A 15,800-nucleotide genomic window follows, 5' to 3' on the forward strand; every position below is an offset into this window, starting at 1 on the left:
TCAATGATGGTGGGCAGCGGCGCCGCCCGTGGGCAGAATCTCCAGCGCTGCAGCGGGGGACTTCAGGTCCGAGAGTTTTTGCCCCGCCTTGGGCACCTCGGTCCAGTCATTTTTGCCTTCCACACACACCTGGCGCACGGGCCAGTACACGGTGCCGGCCTGCTCGGGCGCCTGGGCCACGAGCACGAACTCATCGTAGTGCGCGCTTTGCAGCATGTCGTCCGGCGTCTTGGCCGTCCAGGTCACACGCACCACGTCTTCGGTGATGCTGCGGCCGTGGCTGGTATAGGGCTGGGCGAGCTTTTCGCGCTGTACATCGAGCGTCCAGCCCGGCTTGGGCATGGGGCGCGCGCCACGCATGCCCGCCGGGATGTCCACCGCGATCTGCCGCGTGGGCGACGCACCGCACCCGTGGCCCACCTTGAATGTGGCCTTGTAGCCTGCGCCCGCCGGGGCGACCTGGTATTCGAGCACCACATGAGCGGATGCAGAGCCAAAAAGGCCTCCTGCGCCTGACAGCAAAGCGATTACAGCTATCTTTTTCATAGTATTCAGAGACATGGGATGTATTCCTTTCAGAGACTGACCTTGAGCTCAGCGAGGTAAGTGCGCTGCGGGTAGGGGTGGAAGTTCCAGAACTGGTAGTTGTTCAGGTTGTCGATGCCCACGGCGGCACTCACCTGCTGGGTAATCTGGTAGCGCACGCGTACATCGGTGGTGAAGTAGCGGCTGGCGCCCTGGTAGGCAAAACCGTTCACGTCGGTGTTGTCCAGCGTGCTGTACTGCTTGCCGCTGTAGCGCGCGCCCAGTGTGTACGACCATTTGTCGTCCGGCCGGTAGGTGGCAACGGCACTCGCGCGCCACTCGGGGATGCGCGGCTGCCACTTGCCCACGCTGGCGGGGAACTTGTCGTTGCGGGTGATCTTGGAGTCCGTCCAGGTCAGGCTGCTGCCCAGCTCCAGCCCGCGCATGAAGACATTGGTTGCCTGGTACGACAGTTCCAAGCCCTTGGTGAGGATGGCGTCCACGTTCTGCACGTTGGTCACGTTGGGTGTGACGAGCACATTGGTCTGGGAATACAACGCGTCTTTCGTGCGCTCAAAGAACGCTGTGAGGCGCAGCAAACCGTTGCCCATGTCGCGCTCGGCGGTCAGCTCGGTGGTCCAGCTTTTTTCAGGCTTCAGGTTCGGGTCGTTGTTGATGAGCGTGCCGCTGCCACTGATGCCACCCTGGTACAGCTCAGACACGGTAGGCATGCGCACCGCACGGCCGGTGGAGGCCTTGAGCACCCACAGGTCACTGGCCTGCCAGGCCACGGCGGCCTTGGGCGAGAAGTACGTCTCGTTGCGCTCGGGGTGGCCCACGGTGGTGGTGGCATTGCCGGTCTGGCCGTTGCTGGCGCTCCAGCGTTCGGCGCGTGCGCCGAGCACGGCCTTCCACTTCGGCGCGATCTTCCAGGTGTCTTGCGCCCACAAACCCAGCAGCTGGGTGTCGCCGTTGAAGGCCTGGTTGCGCGCGCCCGCAGCGCCATTGATCCAGTTGCTGGTGGCGTTCTCCACCGTGCGCAGCTGGTAGCTGTCGCGCTGCAGGCCAAAGTCCACGATGTGTGCGCCTTGCACGCCATCCGGCCGCCAGGTGCCTTTGGCCGCCAGCGTGTTCCAGCCCGTGCCCTTGCTGTTGACGATGCGGCCGGCGCCACCGTTCAGCGCGGCGGGCAGCGCCACGGTGGCGGCGCGCAGGGTGTCGGTCTGGTAGTCGTACAGGCTGGCGGCTACTTCCCAGTCGAACACGCCTTTGGTGTTGCTCTTGACCGAGAGCCCGTGCATGAAATGCGTGAGGTCTTCATTGGACACATTGAAGTCCGTGGGTGCCAGCGTGTACGAGCGGCCATTGATGTTGACCGTGCCGCCGTACACCGCATTGCCATTGGCGTCGCGCAGGTAGCTGGTGGGGCGGCCTTCGGATTCGTTGTGCCACCAGCCCAGGGTATAGGCCGCCCGCACAGTCGGCGAAAAGTCGTAGGCGATCTTGGCCTTGATGTGGTCTTGCTGCGTGTGGTACTGCGTGGCCGTGCCCAGCAGGTACCAGGGCTGGTTGCTGCGGTTGAGCCCAGGCACCGCGCCCGTCACCGGTGTGCCCGCATTGCCCACGGTACCAGCGGACACGAGGCGCGTGGGGAAGGTGAGCGGCTGGCCTTCGCTGTCCGTCTTGTTGAAGTTGAGGAACCAGGACCAGTCACCGTTCTTGTTTCCCACGGATGCGCTGACCTGCTTGCCCGCATAGGTGGCACTGGTGCCGTACAGGTCGAAAGGCTGGTGCTGGACGCTGACCTGCCCGTGCGCCTCGAACTTTGTCGGCATGCGCGTGACGTAGTCCACCACCGCACCCACCGAGTTGCCTGCGTACGCGGCGGAGAAGGGGCCGTAGAGCACGTCCACGCGCTCGATCTCCTCGGGCGTGACCAACATCCAGCGCGGCGCGTTGGTGGGGCCGTTGCCGAGGTAATTGCTCAGCAGAATGCCGTCGGCAAACACCATGGAGCGTGCCGGGTTGCCCGTGCCCGAGGCGCGCGTGGATAGCACGGCGTGGTTGTAGTCGCCGATGTAGCGCTTGCGCACCAGCAGGCTGGGCAGGTACTTGAGGGCGTCTTCGCTGTCGGTGGCGTTGATCGAATGCTCGATCTGCTCGCGCGTCACTCCCTCGATGGTGGTGGGAATCTGCGTGGGCAGCGAGGTGGGCTGGCCGCCGCTGATGGTGACCACGCCCAGTTCCTTGACGGGGGCATTGCTGTTGCCGGTGCTGTCGGCGGTCTGGGCCAACGCGGAAACACCCACGCAGAGTGCGAGGGGAAAGGCACTGGCCACGGCCAGCGCCATGCGGCTTTTGCGCATGGGAACTCCTGAATTTCAAGCCAAATAGGCTGCCAGCGCTTATCTATCAAGCGCAAGCAGCTATTAAAAACATAGCAATTTCAGGAGAAAGCTGGGGGCCCACGCGGCGGCAGCGGCGCGGCGGTGCGCGCAGCAATGTGCGCGGCAGGAATGGGGCGCAGGGCATGCGCCAGGGGGTGGACCACAGGCAGCTGGGCCTGCGACACGGGAGGCGGAGCGCCGACATGCGCGCACAAGGGGCAGTCCAGCGTGTGGCTGGACATCTCCTTGGCACCGTCATCGGTCTTGACCAGCAACTTGATCGCGCCCGAGCCCGAACAGATCAGCTCCATCGCCTGCGGATTGACCAGCGGCGACGCTACCGCCACGCCGATCGACAACACAAACCACGCCAGCACAAGGCGGGCGAGCCAGCGAAGGCTGCGAATGGTTTGCAGGGAGGGCATGGGTGCGAATTGTAGGGGGCCTGGGTGCGCACCCCTTGACCGGGGTCATCTGCGCGACGGACTGCGCCCCCGCCCCCACCTAGGATGCGTGCTGCATTCACCACCACAACGGAGACGCCACCATGCTCACACTCTGCGGCTTTTCGGCCAGCAACTACTACAACAAGATCAAACTCGCCTTGCTCGAAAAGGGCCTGCCCTTCACCGAAGAACTGGCCTGGGTGGGCGAGACCGACCGCAGCGCCAGCCCGCTGGGCAAGGTGCCCTACCTGCGCACGCCCGAGGGGCCGCTGTGCGAATCGGCCGTGATGGCCGACTACATCGAGGCAGCCCACCCACAGCCAGCGCTGATCCCCGCCAACCCCTACCAGGCCGCCAAGGTGCGCGAGCTGATCACCTTTCTGGAGTTGCATCTGGAGCTGGTGGCACGCAACCTGTATCCCCAGGCGTTTTTTGGCGGAACCGTGAGCGACACCGCCAAGGAAAAGGTGGGAGCGCAGCTTGAGAAAAACATTGCCGCCTTCGGTCAGCTTGCGAAGTTCAGCCCCTACGTGGGCGGCGACGCCTTCACCCTGGCCGACTGCGCAGCCATCGTGCACCTGCCGCTGGTCAGCTCGGCCACCAAGATCATCTATGGCCGCGACTACCTGGCCGATCTGCCTGTGCGCGAGTACCTCACGCGCATGGCAGAGCGCCCCCACGTGCAGCGCGTGAACGCCGATCGCAAGACCAACACCGCTGAAATGCTGGCGCGGCCGCCCAAGCGCTAAGAACCTGTTCTAAACCCGCCCCCAGGCGCTGGGTCTTCATCCCTTGACCTTGGTCAACCGAGGTCATCGCGCACAAGCGCACCATGCAGGTATCCGATCACCCTTGAGGAGACACCGCATGGACAAGACCCAGGCCGCCCCATTCCGCCAACAATTGCTGGCCCAGCAATCCGAGCTGCTGGCCCAGTTGGCCGCGCAGCGCGGGGGCGTCATCGGCCGCGCCGAGGCCGCTGCCGACCACTTTGGTCAGCCCGAGGACCCGCGTGCCCAGCTCGCCACCGAGCGTGAACTGGAGTTTGCGCTGGACGAGCGCGAAACCACCCACCTGGCCGCCGTGGAAGCCGCTTTGGCCCGCATTGAAGCGGGTACGTACGGCGAATGCACAGACTGTGGCACCCACATCACCGCCGCACGCCTGCACGCCACCCCCGAGGCCGCACGCTGCGTGCATTGCCAGGAAAAGGCCGAGCAACACCGCCGTGCTGCGTGAGTTCGCTCACGCATTCAGGCCCCTTTTCCCTTCTTTCCCCGTTTTTTTCGTCACTTCAAGAAAGCCGATTCATGAGCACTTTTCACGCAGTAGTCTGGATGGACCAGTCCGAAGCCCACGTGGTGATGTTCGACCGCGAGCATGCCGAGGCCCAGCGCATCAAGTCCCGCAGCCACCACAAGCACCAGGGCAAAGCCGACGACCTCACCGCTTTCTTTGCCGACGTCGCCCAGGCCTTGGCCGACACGCGTGAAGTGCTGCTGGCTGGCCCGGGCCTGGTACGCAACCAGTTCCGCGACTGGGCGGCCAAGCACCATGCTGCGGTGGCCGATGTGGTGGTGGACTCTGTGGCTGCAGACCACCCGACCGACGCCCAGCTGGTGGCCATGGCGCGCCAGTATTTCAAGAAATTTGACAACATGGCCGCCGACCCGTCTGTCGCCTGACAGGCCTCCAGGCCGCGCCCACAGCGCAGCCTTGGCTGCTATCCTTTACGGGATGCGCAGCCTCTTTCACCTCGCCTTTCACGTCACCGATCTGGATGCCGCGCGCCGCTTTTATGGCGGCGTGCTCGGTTGCCAGGAAGGCCGAAGCACCGATACCTGGGTGGACTTCGATTTTTTCGGCCACCAGATCTCGTTGCACTTGGGCACCCCGTTTGCCAGTGCCCGCACCGGCCATGTGGGCGACCACCTGGTACCCATGCCGCACTTTGGCGCCATCATGGAATTGCCCGACTGGCATGCGCTGGCCGCACGGCTGAAGGCCGCCGGCACCACCTTCGTGCTGGATCCGCAGGTGCGCTTTGAGGGCCAGCCCGGCGAACAGTGGACGATGTTCTTCCACGACCCCAGCGGCAATCCGATCGAGATCAAGGGCTTTCGCTCACTGGACGCGGTGTACGCATCGTGAGCTACACCTTCGCGTCCGCCACCATCCTGCTCCTGCTGATCACCGATCCGCTGGGCAACATCCCCATCTTTGCCAATGCCCTGCGCGGCGTGGCGCCCGAGCGCCGGGCGCGGGTGATCCTGCGGGAGGTGCTGATTGCGTTTGCGCTGCTGCTGGTGTTTCTGTTTTTCGGGGCTCAGTTTCTGCAGGTGATGAACCTGAGCGATTTGTCGTTGCAGATTGCGGGTGCGGTGGTGCTGTTTCTGATCGCGCTGCGCATGATTTTTCCGTCGGCTGACGGCCCACAGGCGGAGCTGCCGGGCGAACCCTTGATCGTGCCGCTGGCCATCCCTGCCTTGGCGGGCCCCTCAGCGCTGGCCACCGTCATGCTGCTGGTAGCCCAGGCGCCGGAACGCCGCTGGGAATGGGTGGGCGCGCTGTGCGTCACCATGGCCGTGTGCGCCGTGGTGTTGCTGATGGCAGAACGCATCCAGCGCCTGGTGGGCGAACGTGTGGTGATGGCGTTTGAACGCCTGATGGGCCTGATCCTGGTCGCCATCTCGGTAGAGATGCTGATCCGGGGAATCAAGCAGCTCGCGCAGCAGCTGTAGCCGCCCCGCGCACGCAAAACTGATGGAGGGCGGGCCAAGGCCGCCCCCGGAGCACTGGCATGCGCCCGCAACTGCAGAGCGCAACCGGTGTGCGGTCTCAACGACGTTGCAGCAGCGGGATCGAACCCAGTGCGAACACCGAGTTGGGCACGCCCACCCGCGCCATCAAGGGGCGCGGCTTGGCGCTCAGCTTGGGGCGAGGGGCTGCAGGGGCCATTTCCTCGGCCACCGCACCCTTGGCATGCTGCTGCGCCACAAGGTCTTGCAAAGTCACCGACTGCAAGTACTCCATCACCCGTGCGTTGAAGGTGGACCAGAGTTCGCCCGTCATCGACTTGACTTGCGCAGCCTGGCCGGCACCCAGGCTTTGCAGATCGTCGGTCTTGAGGTTCTCGACCGCCAGGATGATCTCGGCCACTGAGATCTGGTCTGTGTTTCGGGCAAGGGTGTAACCGCCACCCGGGCCGCGTGTGCTGTCCACGAGCCCGGCACGGCGCAAGGCGCTGAACAGCTGCTCCAGGTACGACAGCGAGGTACCCTGCCGGGCGCTGATCGTCGAAAGCGCTACCGGCCGCATCTTCTGGCGCAGCGCCAGGTCGGTCATTGCCGATACCGCAAGTTGTCCTCGGGTGGTAATCCGCATCGTTGCTACTCCTTGTGAACGTTGACAGTTCCAGACCGCAGCACCAATGGCTGCGGAAAGGGGCCAAGCGTTCAATGTAGGCGGTTTAATACTTCGCGTATATTCGTTTTATCAACGTTGATTGATCGTTTTTTACGAAGTATTTATCACCATGAACTTCAAGCATCTGCGGTATTTCTGGACGGTTGCAAAGGCCGGAGGGGTGATGCGGGCAGGCGAGCAGCTGCACACCACGCCCCAGACGCTTTCTGGACAGATCAAACAGCTGGAGGAATGGCTGGGCCACGACCTCTTTCGCAAGCGAGGGCGTGGGCTGGAACTCACCAGCGAGGGTCGTGTCGCCCTGGGTTACGCGGAGCAGATTTTTACGCTGGGGGACGAGCTGGAAAAATCGATCCGCCTCTCCCGCGGCCACGCCAAACCGCTGGAATTTCGCGTAGGGGTTGCAGACTCGATCGCGAAGTCCGTGGCCTATCACCTTCTGGAACCCGCTTTGGGCATGCCTGAGCAGGTGCACATGACCTGCCAGGAAGGAAAATTTCCAGAACTCATCGCCCAACTGAGCCTGCACAAACTCGATCTGGTGCTGGCCGATGAACCCGTTTCCAAAAAAATCGGCGTCAAGGCGTTCAACCACCCGCTAGGAACCAGTGGTATGAGTTTTTTCTGCGCTCCTGGCCTGAAGGCGCAGCTACAGGGTTCCTTTCCCCAATGCCTCCAGGGCGCCCCCATGCTCATCCAAGGCCCTATGTCTTCCGTGCGCCAACAGCTCGATCACTGGTTTAACAAATACCAGTTGCAGCCACGGCTCGTGGGTGAGTTCGACGACAGTGCGTTGATGAATGCTTTCGGCCGCGAAGGCCGTGGCGTTTTCACGTCCCCGACCGTTCTGGATGAGGAAACCACCGCACAGTTTGGTGTCGAAGTGATCGGCCGCACGACGGAACTGGTCGAGGAGTTTTTTGCGATTTCTGTGGAGCGACGCATCACGCACCCCTGCGTGGCAGCAATCACCAAGGCAGCCAAGGCAGATCTGTTCGGGAAATGAGTTTGCCGGGTGCCACCCGCGCAGGGCTCCACGACCGAAGGCCTCCAGGCGAGCTCAGGAACGCCGAGGGGTCAGGTTAAGGCAGCTTTTTGCAGCCTCTCAACAAAACGCGGCCTCTGTCAGCCAGCTCATGGAGCTGATGTGATCTGCCCTGCGGCAAACACCAAGGCTCCCCCGATAGCCCAGGGCCAGGCCCTCGTTTGTGAAAACATGCCATGCCGGATGACGGCGACATGAAAGGCCATTTGCCGGGTTGGAAGAAATCACCTGGAAAGCCAGAGTGCCAATTCCGCACGGTCCGAGAGGCAGAAACAAAAACGCCCACTGTGTAGTGGGCGTTTTGTTCAGCAGAAGCCTGCCATGTTGGTTGCGCGAGAAGGATTTGAACCTCCGACCTTTGGGTTATGAGCCCAACGAGCTACCAGACTGCTCCATCGCGCGGTAAGAAATAAATTATACCCTATTATTCAGCTGCTGCCGAATTATTTTCGGTTTCAGCAGCACGATCGACCAATTCGACCAGCGCCATGGGAGCGTTATCGCCCACACGGAAGCCCATCTTCAGAATACGGGTGTAGCCACCGGGACGCACCTTGAAACGAGGACCCAGGTCATTGAAGAGCTTGGTCACGCTATCACGGTCGCGCAGGCGGTTGAATGCCAGACGGCGGTTCGCTACGGAGTCTTCCTTGGCCAGGGTGATCATGGGCTCGATCACGCGGCGCAGTTCCTTGGCCTTGGGAACGGTGGTCTTGATGACTTCGTGCTCGATGAGCGAATTCATCATGTTCTGCAGCATCGCGAGGCGGTGCGAGCTGGTACGGTTGAGTTTGCGGAGGCCGTGTCCGTGGCGCATGGTGCTTTCCTTTGAGTAATTAAATCAGGCAGCCGTATCAGGTACTGCCCGAGGCACTGTTCCCGGCAGGGAACCAAAAATTATAACTTAACGCTTGTCCAAGCCAGCTGGTGGCCAGTTTTCCAGTTTCATGCCCAGCGTGAGGCCACGCGATGCGAGCACTTCCTTGATCTCGTTGAGCGACTTGCGGCCCAGGTTAGGCGTCTTGAGCAGCTCGTTCTCGGTGCGCTGGATCAGGTCACCGATGTAGTAGATGTTCTCGGCCTTCAGGCAGTTGGCGGAACGCACGGTCAGTTCCAGCTCGTCCACAGGACGCAGCAGGATCGGATCGAACGTGGCATTGCCGCGCGGGCCTGCCGGTGCGTCGAACGCAGCCAGTTCGCCACCTTCGAGCTGTGCGAACACAGCCAGCTGTTCCACCAGGATCTTAGCCGAGGCGCGCACAGCGTCTTCAGCGGTGATGGCACCGTTGGTTTCGATCTCGACCACCAGCTTGTCCAGGTCGGTACGCTGCTCCACACGGGCGCTTTCCACGGTGTAGCTCACGCGCTTGACGGGCGAGAACGAAGCATCCAGCACGATGCGGCCGATCGACTTGGTCGATTCGTCGGCATAACGGCGCAGGCTGCCAGGCACGTAACCACGGCCCTTTTCCACCTTGATCTGCATGTCCAGCTTGCCGCCTGCCGACAGGTTCGCAATCACGTGATCGGGGTTGACGATCTCGACGTCATGGGGCGTCTGGATGTCGCGCGCGGTGACCACGCCTTCGCCATCCTTGCGCAGGCTCAGCGTGACTTCGTCGCGGTTGTGCAGCTTGAACACCACGCCCTTGAGGTTCAAGAGGATGTTGACCACATCTTCCTGAACGCCATCGATGGACGAGTACTCGTGCAGAACGCCTGCAATGGTGACTTCCGTCGCTGCGTAACCCACCATGGACGAGAGCAGGACGCGCCGGATGGCGTTGCCCAGCGTGTGGCCGTACCCACGCTCGAACGGCTCCAGTGCGACCTTGGCACGATTGTGGCCAAGCTGCTCGACATTGATCGCCTTGGGTTTCAGCAAATTGGTTTGCATTCAGACTTCCTCTCAATACCCCCAGCTCGTTACACCGGTAAGGCTGGTGAAGCGCCTAAACCGCGATGCCTCGCGGTTCAGGGACGGTTTTCTCGAAATATGTACCGAGCGATTAGCGCGAATACAACTCAACGATCAGGGATTCGTTGATGTCGGCGCCAAACTCATCACGGTCAGGCACCTTCTTGAAGATGCCTTCAGCCTTGTCGGCATTCACTTCCACCCAGGCAGGCATACCCACTTGTGCGGCCAGTTGCAGGGCTTCCACAACGCGGTTTTGCTTCTTCGACTTTTCGCGCACAGCCACAACGTCACCCGTCTTCACGAGGTAGGAAGCAATGTTCACGGACTTGCCGTTCACGGTAATCGCCTTGTGCGACACCAGCTGACGGGCTTCAGCGCGGGTCGAACCGAAACCCATGCGGTACACGACGTTGTCGAGGCGGGATTCCAGCAGGAACAGCAGGTTGGCGCCGGTATTGCCCTTCTTGCCTTCAGCGGCTTCGAAGTAACGGCGGAATTGCTTTTCCAGCACGCCGTACATGCGCTTGACCTTCTGCTTTTCGCGCAGTTGCAGACCGTAGTCAGAGGTACGCGCACCCGAGGTGCGGCCGTGTTGACCAGGCTTGGAGTCGAACTTGGACTTGTCGGCGATCGAGCGACGGGCGCTCTTCAGGAACAGGTCCGTGCCTTCACGGCGGGAGAGTTTGGCCTTGGGGCCGAGGTAACGTGCCACTTGAGCTTCCTTTGTGTCATCTGCCGCAAACCATTGCGGGAGCCGCCTGAGGCGCTTGCGCGTTCACAGGCGGCGGTGGGCTTAGAGAGATTAGATACGACGACGCTTCTGAGGGCGGCAGCCGTTGTGCGGCACTGGCGTCACGTCAGAAATCGACGTGATGCGGATGCCCAGGGCACCCAGTGCGCGGACCGAAGATTCACGGCCAGGACCGGGACCCTTGATTTCAACGTCAAGGTTCTTGATACCTTGATCGATGGCAGCGCGGCCGGCCACTTCCGAAGCCACTTGGGCTGCGAATGGGGTGGACTTGCGCGAACCCTTGAAACCTTGTCCACCGGACGATGCCCACGACAAGGCATTGCCTTGGCGATCGGTGATCGTGATGATGGTGTTGTTGAACGAGGCGTGCACGTGTGCAATACCGTCCGAAACGTTCTTCCGGACCTTCTTGCGAACGCGCTGAGCTGCGTTATTGGCAGGAGACTTAGCCATGATGATCTTTCAATCTTTATTTCTTCAGTGCAGCTGCACCCTTGCGCGGACCCTTGCGAGTGCGCGCATTGGTACGGGTGCGCTGACCACGCATTGGCAGACCGCGGCGATGGCGGAAGCCACGATAGCAGCCGATGTCCATCAAACGCTTGATGTTCATCGTGGTTTCGCGGCGCAGGTCACCCTCAATGGTGAACTGCTCGATTTGCTCGCGAATTTTTTCCAGATCGCCGTCCGTCAGATCTTTGATCTTCTTGGAGTAAGCGATACCAGTTGCTTCGCAAATCTTGCGAGCGCGGGTGCGACCAATGCCAAAAATGGCGGTCAAACCGATTTCCGCGTGCTTGTGCGGCGGAATGTTAATGCCAGCGATACGTGCCATATGCGTCCTCTAATACTTTCCAATCAACCTTGGCGCTGCTTGTGACGCAGATCCGTGCAGATCACGCGCACCACACCCTTGCGGCGGATGATCTTGCAGTTGCGGCAGATTTTTTTGACCGAAGCCGAAACTCTCATTGCATTCTCCTAAAACTTTTCCATCCGTCCCGGCTGCTTCGCACGGAACACAATTTGTGCCCGCGAAAAATCGTGGGGCGCCAACTCAACCGATATTCAGTTCCTTGCAGGCAGTGTCGCAAGTGCAGCACTGCCTTCCTCATCATCAACCGCCTGCGTTGCCCTTGAAATTGGCTTTCTTGAGCAGCGACTCATACTGTTGCGACATCATGTAGTTCTGAACCTGGGCCATAAAGTCCATGGTCACCACCACAATGATCAACAGCGAGGTTCCACCAAAGTAGAACGGAACGTTGTACTTCAAGATCAGGAACTCTGGCAGCAAGCACACAAAGGTGATGTACACAGCGCCTGCCAATGTCAGGCGCACCAGGATCTTGTCGATATAACGGGCCGTCTGTTCACCTGGGCGAATGCCTGGAATGAACGCACCGCTCTTCTTCAGGTTGTCTGCAGTTTCACGGCTGTTGAATACCAAAGCCGTGTAGAAAAAGCAGAAGAAGATGATGGCTGCAGCATAGAACATCACGTAGATGGGCTGACCAGGAGTCAACGCACCCGAGATATCCTTCAACCAGCGCATCGATTCACCTGCACTGAACCAGTTCACCACCGTTGCCGGCAGCAGAATGATCGACGAGGCAAAGATCGGAGGAATCACACCTGCCATGTTCAGCTTCAGGGGCAGGTGAGACGATTGACCACCATAAACCTTGTTGCCTACTTGCCGGCGAGCGTAATTCACCAGTATCTTGCGCTGACCCCGCTCGACAAACACCACGAAGTAAGTCACCAGACCAACGACGAGGACGATGAAGATAGCGGCCAGAATACTCATGGCACCCGTACGAACCAGCTCCAGAAGGCCACCGATCGAACTAGGCAAACCAGCGGCAATGCCCGCAAAGATCAGGATCGAGATCCCGTTCCCCAAGCCACGCTCTGTGATCTGCTCACCCAGCCACATCAGGAACATCGTGCCAGCCGTCAAGCTGACCACAGCGGTCATGCGGAACCCGAAACCGGGGCTCAGGACCAAACCAGCAGAGCTTTCCAGCGCTACGGCAATTCCCAGCGACTGGAACAGGGCCAAGCCCAAGGTGCCATAGCGGGTGTACTGAGTGATCTTCCTGCGACCGGCTTCGCCTTCCTTTTTCAACTGCTCGAATGTGGGAACCACATAGGTCATCAACTGCATAATGATCGACGCCGAAATGTACGGCATGATCCCCAGAGCGAAAACCGTGAAGCGCGACAGCGCACCACCGGAGAACATGTTGAACAGATTCAGGATGCCGCCTTGCTGGCCACTGAAGAGCTGCTGGAGTTGGGCTGGATCGATGCCTGGCACAGGGATATGAGCCCCAATGCGGTACACGACCAGCGCAAGCAACAGAAAAACCAGACGACGACGGAGGTCGCCGAATTTCCCGGTCTTTGCAATTTGAGCCGCGCTAGTAGCCACAGATGCCTTCCTTCAGAGCCACACTCAGGCGACGCTGCCGCCAGCAGCTTCAATCGCTGCTTTGGCACCAGCCGTAGCACCCACGCCATTGAGCTTGACAGCCTTGGTCAGGGAACCGCTCTTGATGACCTTCACCACCTTGGCCAATTCACCAACCAGGCCTGCTTGCTTCAGAGCGAGGACATCCACTTCGGCAAGGCCGAGTTGATCCAATGCCGTCAGCGTCACTTCTGCGTTGAACTTGAGCAAGTGCGACTTGAAACCACGCTTGGGCAAGCGGCGTTGCAAAGGCATTTGACCGCCTTCAAAACCAACCTTGTGGTAGCCACCGGCACGAGACTTCTGACCCTTGTGACCACGGCCAGCGGTCTTGCCCAGGCCGGAGCCGATACCACGGCCTACGCGGCGCTTGGCATGCTTGGCGCCGTCTGCGGGCTTGATGCTATTGAGTTCCATGATCTATCTCTCAGAGGACTTTGACCAGATAGCTGATCTTGTTAATCATGCCGCGCACTTCGGGCGAGTCCTGCAGTTCGCTCACGCTATTGAGCTTGCGCAGACCCAGGCCACGAACGGTGGCGCGGTGCGATTCCTTGGTGCCAATCGGGCTGCGCACCAGTTGAATCTTGACGGTTTGTTGCGTTGTCATTTTCAAGCTCCGGTTCAGGCGAAGATGTCTTCGACTGTCTTGCCGCGCTTGGCCGCCACATTCGACGGGGTGGTCGAATTGACGAGCGCGTCAAACGTTGCACGGACCATGTTGTAGGGATTGGACGAACCATGGCTCTTGGCCACGATGTCAGTCACACCCAACACTTCAAAAACTGCACGCATAGGGCCGCCAGCGATGATGCCGGTACCCTTTGGAGCAGGTGCCATCATCACAACAGCAGCGCCATGGTGGCCGGTCACATTGTGGTGGATGGTGCCGTTCTTCAACGAGACCTTGACCATGTTGCGACGAGCTTCTTCCATAGCCTTTTGCACGGCAGCTGGCACTTCTTTCGACTTGCCCTTGCCCATGCCCACGCGGCCATCACCGTCGCCAACCACCGTCAGTGCGGCGAAACCGAGAATACGGCCACCCTTCACGACTTTGGTCACGCGGTTGACCGCGATCATTTTTTCGCGCAGACCGTCGTCTTGACCTTCGTTCTGCACTTTGGGTTGAAATTTAGCCATTTTGTATTCCGCTCCGCTTAGAACTGCAGGCCAGCTTCACGGGCTGCGTCGGCCAAAGCCTTGACGCGACCGTGGTAGGCAAAGCCTGCGCGATCAAATGCAACCTTCTCGACACCTGCAGCCTTCGCCTTTTCAGCGATACGCTTGCCGATGATCTGGGCTGCTGCGGCATTGCCACCCTTGCCCGAACCGCCGAGCGACTTGCGCACGTCGGCTTCCGCCGTGGATGCACTTGCCAGCACCTTGCTGCCGTCGCCGGAGATCACACTGGCGTAGATATGGAGGTTCGTACGGTTCACCGTGAGACGTGCCACGCCTTGCTGTGCAATGCGGATGCGGGTCTGGCGCGAACGACGAAGACGCTGCTCTTTCTTGGTCAACATGTTGCAGCTCCTTATTTCTTCTTGGTCTCTTTGATCGTGATCTTTTCGTCCGCGTAGCGGATACCCTTGCCCTTGTAGGGCTCAGGTGGACGAACAGCACGAATCTCAGCAGCGATCTGACCGACACGCTGACGATCTGCACCCTTGATCACCACTTCCGTGGGCGTCGGGGTGGCAACCGTGATGCCTGCGGGCATTTCGATATTGACCGGATGCGAATAGCCAACAGCCAGATTCAGCTTAGAGCCTGAGGCAGCGGCTTTGTAGCCCACACCGACCAGGCTCAGCTTCTTTTCAAAGCCTTTGCTGACACCGACCACCATGTTGTTGACCAACTGGCGAATCGTGCCGCTCATGGCATTGGCTTCGCGGGATTCGTTAGCAGGCTCAAAGCTGAGCTTGCCGTCATTGCTGGACACTTTCACCAGCGCGTTTTGCGCCAGCGACAGAGCGCCACCAGTACCCTTGACAGAGATCTGGTCATCTTTCACGGACACATCCACGCCTGCGGGGATGGTCACGGGCATTTTTCCTACTCGGGACATTTCAGTTTCTCCTCAATGCCGCGGGTTAGGCCACGTAGCAGAGCACTTCGCCACCGACACCGGTAGCACGCGCCTTGCGATCAGTCATCACGCCCTTGGGCGTCGTGACAATTGCCACACCCAGACCGTTCATGACTTGTGGAATGGAATCACGGCCTTTGTAGACACGCAGGCCAGGGCGGCTGACGCGCTCAATGCGCTCAATCACGGGGCGACCTGCGTAGTACTTCAGGGCAATTTCGAGTTCGGACTTGCCGGCTTCGGTTTTCACCTGGAAGCCGTCGATATAACCTTCGTCCTTCAGCACCTGGGCGATGGCAATCTTCACTTTGGAAGAAGGCACCAGAACCGTGGCCTTGGCGACCATCTGTGCATTACGGATGCGGGTCAGCAAGTCAGCGATGGGATCACTCATGCTCATGTTTAATCTCTCCTGCCTGCTTACCAGCTGGCTTTGGTGACACCGGGGATGTCGCCTGCAAAAGCCAGTTCGCGGATCTTGGCGCGAGCCAGACCGAATTGACGGAAGGTGCCACGTGGACGACCAGTGATTTCGCAACGGTTGCGCTGACGCGTCGGGTTGGCGTTGCGAGGGAGCTTTTGCAGGCCCAGGCGGGCTGCATCGCGCTCTTCGTCGCTGCGCTTGGCATCGCCAGCGATTGCCTTCAGTTCCGCATACTTGGTTGCGTACTTGGCTGCCAGTTTTTCGCGCTTCAGTTCGCGCTGGATCAAAGCTACTTTAGCCATGC

At 60.3% G+C, this 15,800-nt stretch carries 24 protein-coding genes and 1 tRNA gene; 6 read left to right on the top strand and 19 right to left on the bottom strand.

Annotated features, from left to right (window positions below; genetic code table 11):
• From LPA35_RS22610 to LPA35_RS22620, 3 genes are all read right to left on the bottom strand, one after another.
• Positions 1-561, bottom strand: a complete 561-nt coding sequence (locus tag LPA35_RS22610) for a YcnI family protein (protein WP_228899139.1) — start codon at positions 559-561, stop codon at positions 1-3.
• 14 nt (positions 562-575) lie between these two features.
• On the bottom strand, positions 576-2,891 hold the full coding sequence (locus LPA35_RS22615; protein ID WP_228899140.1) for a TonB-dependent receptor: 2,316 nt from the start codon (positions 2,889-2,891) through the stop codon (positions 576-578).
• 80 nt (positions 2,892-2,971) lie between these two features.
• On the bottom strand, positions 2,972-3,337 hold the full coding sequence (locus LPA35_RS22620; RefSeq protein ID WP_055395352.1) for a DUF2946 family protein: 366 nt from the start codon (positions 3,335-3,337) through the stop codon (positions 2,972-2,974).
• A 122-nt stretch (positions 3,338-3,459) separates the two neighbouring features.
• On the opposite strand from LPA35_RS22620, the gene LPA35_RS22625 reads away from it, so the two are divergent.
• From LPA35_RS22625 to LPA35_RS22645, 5 genes are all read left to right on the top strand, one after another.
• A complete protein-coding gene (locus LPA35_RS22625; RefSeq protein WP_055395350.1) occupies positions 3,460-4,107 on the top strand; it encodes a glutathione S-transferase in 648 nt (215 codons plus the stop codon).
• A gap of 118 nt (positions 4,108-4,225) precedes the next feature.
• Entirely contained in the window at positions 4,226-4,597 is a 372-nt protein-coding gene (locus tag LPA35_RS22630) for a TraR/DksA family transcriptional regulator (RefSeq protein ID WP_055395348.1), read from the top strand.
• A 71-nt stretch (positions 4,598-4,668) separates the two neighbouring features.
• Entirely contained in the window at positions 4,669-5,043 is a 375-nt protein-coding gene (locus LPA35_RS22635) for a hypothetical protein (protein ID WP_121421387.1), read from the top strand.
• Positions 5,044-5,095: 52 nt separating this feature from the next.
• Positions 5,096-5,509 carry a VOC family protein gene (locus LPA35_RS22640; RefSeq protein WP_055395344.1) on the top strand — a complete coding sequence of 138 codons (414 nt, stop codon included), beginning with the start codon at positions 5,096-5,098 and terminating at the stop codon, positions 5,507-5,509.
• Positions 5,506-6,099, top strand: coding sequence for a MarC family protein (locus tag LPA35_RS22645; protein ID WP_055395343.1), 594 nt, complete (start codon positions 5,506-5,508; stop codon positions 6,097-6,099). The genes LPA35_RS22640 and LPA35_RS22645 overlap by 4 nt, the downstream gene beginning before the upstream one ends.
• A 97-nt stretch (positions 6,100-6,196) precedes the next feature.
• Here LPA35_RS22645 and LPA35_RS22650 read toward each other — a convergent pair whose 3' ends face one another.
• A complete protein-coding gene (locus LPA35_RS22650; RefSeq protein ID WP_228899142.1) occupies positions 6,197-6,742 on the bottom strand; it encodes an Rrf2 family transcriptional regulator in 546 nt (181 codons plus the stop codon).
• A 151-nt stretch (positions 6,743-6,893) separates the two neighbouring features.
• On the opposite strand from LPA35_RS22650, the gene nhaR reads away from it, so the two are divergent.
• On the top strand, positions 6,894-7,790 hold the full coding sequence (nhaR, locus tag LPA35_RS22655) for a transcriptional activator NhaR (RefSeq protein WP_176887295.1): 897 nt from the start codon (positions 6,894-6,896) through the stop codon (positions 7,788-7,790).
• A gap of 364 nt (positions 7,791-8,154) precedes the next feature.
• Here nhaR and LPA35_RS22660 read toward each other — a convergent pair.
• The 15 genes from LPA35_RS22660 to rpsN form a co-directional block, all read right to left on the bottom strand.
• A tRNA-Met gene (locus LPA35_RS22660) sits at positions 8,155-8,231 on the bottom strand.
• Between the two features lie 22 nt (positions 8,232-8,253).
• On the bottom strand, positions 8,254-8,646 hold the full coding sequence (rplQ, locus tag LPA35_RS22665; protein ID WP_008906513.1) for a 50S ribosomal protein L17: 393 nt from the start codon (positions 8,644-8,646) through the stop codon (positions 8,254-8,256).
• Positions 8,647-8,733: 87 nt separating this feature from the next.
• A complete protein-coding gene (gene rpoA / locus LPA35_RS22670; RefSeq protein ID WP_008906514.1) occupies positions 8,734-9,726 on the bottom strand; it encodes a DNA-directed RNA polymerase subunit alpha in 993 nt (330 codons plus the stop codon).
• Between the two features lie 112 nt (positions 9,727-9,838).
• Positions 9,839-10,462 carry a 30S ribosomal protein S4 gene (rpsD, locus tag LPA35_RS22675; protein ID WP_055395681.1) on the bottom strand — a complete coding sequence of 208 codons (624 nt, stop codon included), beginning with the start codon at positions 10,460-10,462 and terminating at the stop codon, positions 9,839-9,841.
• Positions 10,463-10,552: 90 nt separating this feature from the next.
• Positions 10,553-10,957, bottom strand: coding sequence for a 30S ribosomal protein S11 (rpsK, locus tag LPA35_RS22680; protein WP_005793662.1), 405 nt, complete (start codon positions 10,955-10,957; stop codon positions 10,553-10,555).
• 16 nt (positions 10,958-10,973) lie between these two features.
• Positions 10,974-11,339, bottom strand: coding sequence for a 30S ribosomal protein S13 (gene rpsM, locus LPA35_RS22685; protein ID WP_008906516.1), 366 nt, complete (start codon positions 11,337-11,339; stop codon positions 10,974-10,976).
• Positions 11,340-11,362: 23 nt separating this feature from the next.
• Positions 11,363-11,476, bottom strand: coding sequence for a 50S ribosomal protein L36 (rpmJ, locus tag LPA35_RS22690; RefSeq protein WP_005793651.1), 114 nt, complete (start codon positions 11,474-11,476; stop codon positions 11,363-11,365).
• A gap of 145 nt (positions 11,477-11,621) precedes the next feature.
• A complete protein-coding gene (gene secY, locus LPA35_RS22695) occupies positions 11,622-12,941 on the bottom strand; it encodes a preprotein translocase subunit SecY (protein ID WP_055395679.1) in 1,320 nt (439 codons plus the stop codon).
• Between the two features lie 24 nt (positions 12,942-12,965).
• Positions 12,966-13,397 carry a 50S ribosomal protein L15 gene (gene rplO / locus LPA35_RS22700; RefSeq protein WP_055395677.1) on the bottom strand — a complete coding sequence of 144 codons (432 nt, stop codon included), beginning with the start codon at positions 13,395-13,397 and terminating at the stop codon, positions 12,966-12,968.
• A 10-nt stretch (positions 13,398-13,407) separates the two neighbouring features.
• On the bottom strand, positions 13,408-13,590 hold the full coding sequence (gene rpmD, locus LPA35_RS22705; protein ID WP_007861725.1) for a 50S ribosomal protein L30: 183 nt from the start codon (positions 13,588-13,590) through the stop codon (positions 13,408-13,410).
• 14 nt (positions 13,591-13,604) lie between these two features.
• Positions 13,605-14,123 carry a 30S ribosomal protein S5 gene (rpsE, locus tag LPA35_RS22710; protein ID WP_008906520.1) on the bottom strand — a complete coding sequence of 173 codons (519 nt, stop codon included), beginning with the start codon at positions 14,121-14,123 and terminating at the stop codon, positions 13,605-13,607.
• Between the two features lie 17 nt (positions 14,124-14,140).
• A complete protein-coding gene (gene rplR / locus LPA35_RS22715; protein ID WP_005793639.1) occupies positions 14,141-14,506 on the bottom strand; it encodes a 50S ribosomal protein L18 in 366 nt (121 codons plus the stop codon).
• An 11-nt stretch (positions 14,507-14,517) separates the two neighbouring features.
• Complete coding sequence (gene rplF / locus LPA35_RS22720) at positions 14,518-15,051, bottom strand: 50S ribosomal protein L6 (protein WP_055395675.1); 534 nt, start codon at positions 15,049-15,051, stop codon at positions 14,518-14,520.
• Positions 15,052-15,076: 25 nt separating this feature from the next.
• On the bottom strand, positions 15,077-15,472 hold the full coding sequence (gene rpsH / locus LPA35_RS22725) for a 30S ribosomal protein S8 (RefSeq protein ID WP_008906523.1): 396 nt from the start codon (positions 15,470-15,472) through the stop codon (positions 15,077-15,079).
• Between the two features lie 20 nt (positions 15,473-15,492).
• Positions 15,493-15,798 (bottom strand): 30S ribosomal protein S14, encoded by a 306-nt coding sequence (rpsN, locus tag LPA35_RS22730; RefSeq protein WP_007861712.1) that lies wholly within the window; start codon positions 15,796-15,798, stop codon positions 15,493-15,495.
• Positions 15,799-15,800 lie beyond the last annotated feature (2 nt).

Source organism: Acidovorax sp. Leaf73, assembly GCF_916855635.1.
GTDB lineage: Bacteria > Pseudomonadota > Gammaproteobacteria > Burkholderiales > Burkholderiaceae_C > Acidovorax > Acidovorax facilis.

What these genes read in the sequence shown, in the direction of transcription:
- LPA35_RS22620 (WP_055395352.1), bottom strand. Translation starts at nt 3,337, where the DNA reads ATGCCCTCCCTGCAAACCATTCGCAGCCTTCGCTGGCTCGCCCGCCTT.
- rpsE (WP_008906520.1), bottom strand. Translation starts at nt 14,123, where the DNA reads ATGGCTAAATTTCAACCCAAAGTGCAGAACGAAGGTCAAGACGACGGT.
- LPA35_RS22650 (WP_228899142.1), bottom strand. Translation starts at nt 6,742, where the DNA reads ATGCGGATTACCACCCGAGGACAACTTGCGGTATCGGCAATGACCGAC.
- LPA35_RS22625 (WP_055395350.1), top strand. Translation starts at nt 3,460, where the DNA reads ATGCTCACACTCTGCGGCTTTTCGGCCAGCAACTACTACAACAAGATC.
- rplF (WP_055395675.1), bottom strand. Translation starts at nt 15,051, where the DNA reads ATGTCCCGAGTAGGAAAAATGCCCGTGACCATCCCCGCAGGCGTGGAT.
- LPA35_RS22615 (WP_228899140.1), bottom strand. Translation starts at nt 2,891, where the DNA reads ATGCGCAAAAGCCGCATGGCGCTGGCCGTGGCCAGTGCCTTTCCCCTC.
- LPA35_RS22610 (WP_228899139.1), bottom strand. Translation starts at nt 561, where the DNA reads ATGTCTCTGAATACTATGAAAAAGATAGCTGTAATCGCTTTGCTGTCA.
- rpmD (WP_007861725.1), bottom strand. Translation starts at nt 13,590, where the DNA reads ATGACAACGCAACAAACCGTCAAGATTCAACTGGTGCGCAGCCCGATT.
- rpmJ (WP_005793651.1), bottom strand. Translation starts at nt 11,476, where the DNA reads ATGAGAGTTTCGGCTTCGGTCAAAAAAATCTGCCGCAACTGCAAGATC.
- rpsK (WP_005793662.1), bottom strand. Translation starts at nt 10,957, where the DNA reads ATGGCTAAGTCTCCTGCCAATAACGCAGCTCAGCGCGTTCGCAAGAAG.
- rpsH (WP_008906523.1), bottom strand. Translation starts at nt 15,472, where the DNA reads ATGAGCATGAGTGATCCCATCGCTGACTTGCTGACCCGCATCCGTAAT.
- rplR (WP_005793639.1), bottom strand. Translation starts at nt 14,506, where the DNA reads ATGTTGACCAAGAAAGAGCAGCGTCTTCGTCGTTCGCGCCAGACCCGC.
- rpsM (WP_008906516.1), bottom strand. Translation starts at nt 11,339, where the DNA reads ATGGCACGTATCGCTGGCATTAACATTCCGCCGCACAAGCACGCGGAA.
- rplO (WP_055395677.1), bottom strand. Translation starts at nt 13,397, where the DNA reads ATGGAACTCAATAGCATCAAGCCCGCAGACGGCGCCAAGCATGCCAAG.
- nhaR (WP_176887295.1), top strand. Translation starts at nt 6,894, where the DNA reads ATGAACTTCAAGCATCTGCGGTATTTCTGGACGGTTGCAAAGGCCGGA.
- LPA35_RS22630 (WP_055395348.1), top strand. Translation starts at nt 4,226, where the DNA reads ATGGACAAGACCCAGGCCGCCCCATTCCGCCAACAATTGCTGGCCCAG.
- LPA35_RS22635 (WP_121421387.1), top strand. Translation starts at nt 4,669, where the DNA reads ATGAGCACTTTTCACGCAGTAGTCTGGATGGACCAGTCCGAAGCCCAC.
- LPA35_RS22640 (WP_055395344.1), top strand. Translation starts at nt 5,096, where the DNA reads ATGCGCAGCCTCTTTCACCTCGCCTTTCACGTCACCGATCTGGATGCC.
- rpoA (WP_008906514.1), bottom strand. Translation starts at nt 9,726, where the DNA reads ATGCAAACCAATTTGCTGAAACCCAAGGCGATCAATGTCGAGCAGCTT.
- rplQ (WP_008906513.1), bottom strand. Translation starts at nt 8,646, where the DNA reads ATGCGCCACGGACACGGCCTCCGCAAACTCAACCGTACCAGCTCGCAC.
- rpsN (WP_007861712.1), bottom strand. Translation starts at nt 15,798, where the DNA reads ATGGCTAAAGTAGCTTTGATCCAGCGCGAACTGAAGCGCGAAAAACTG.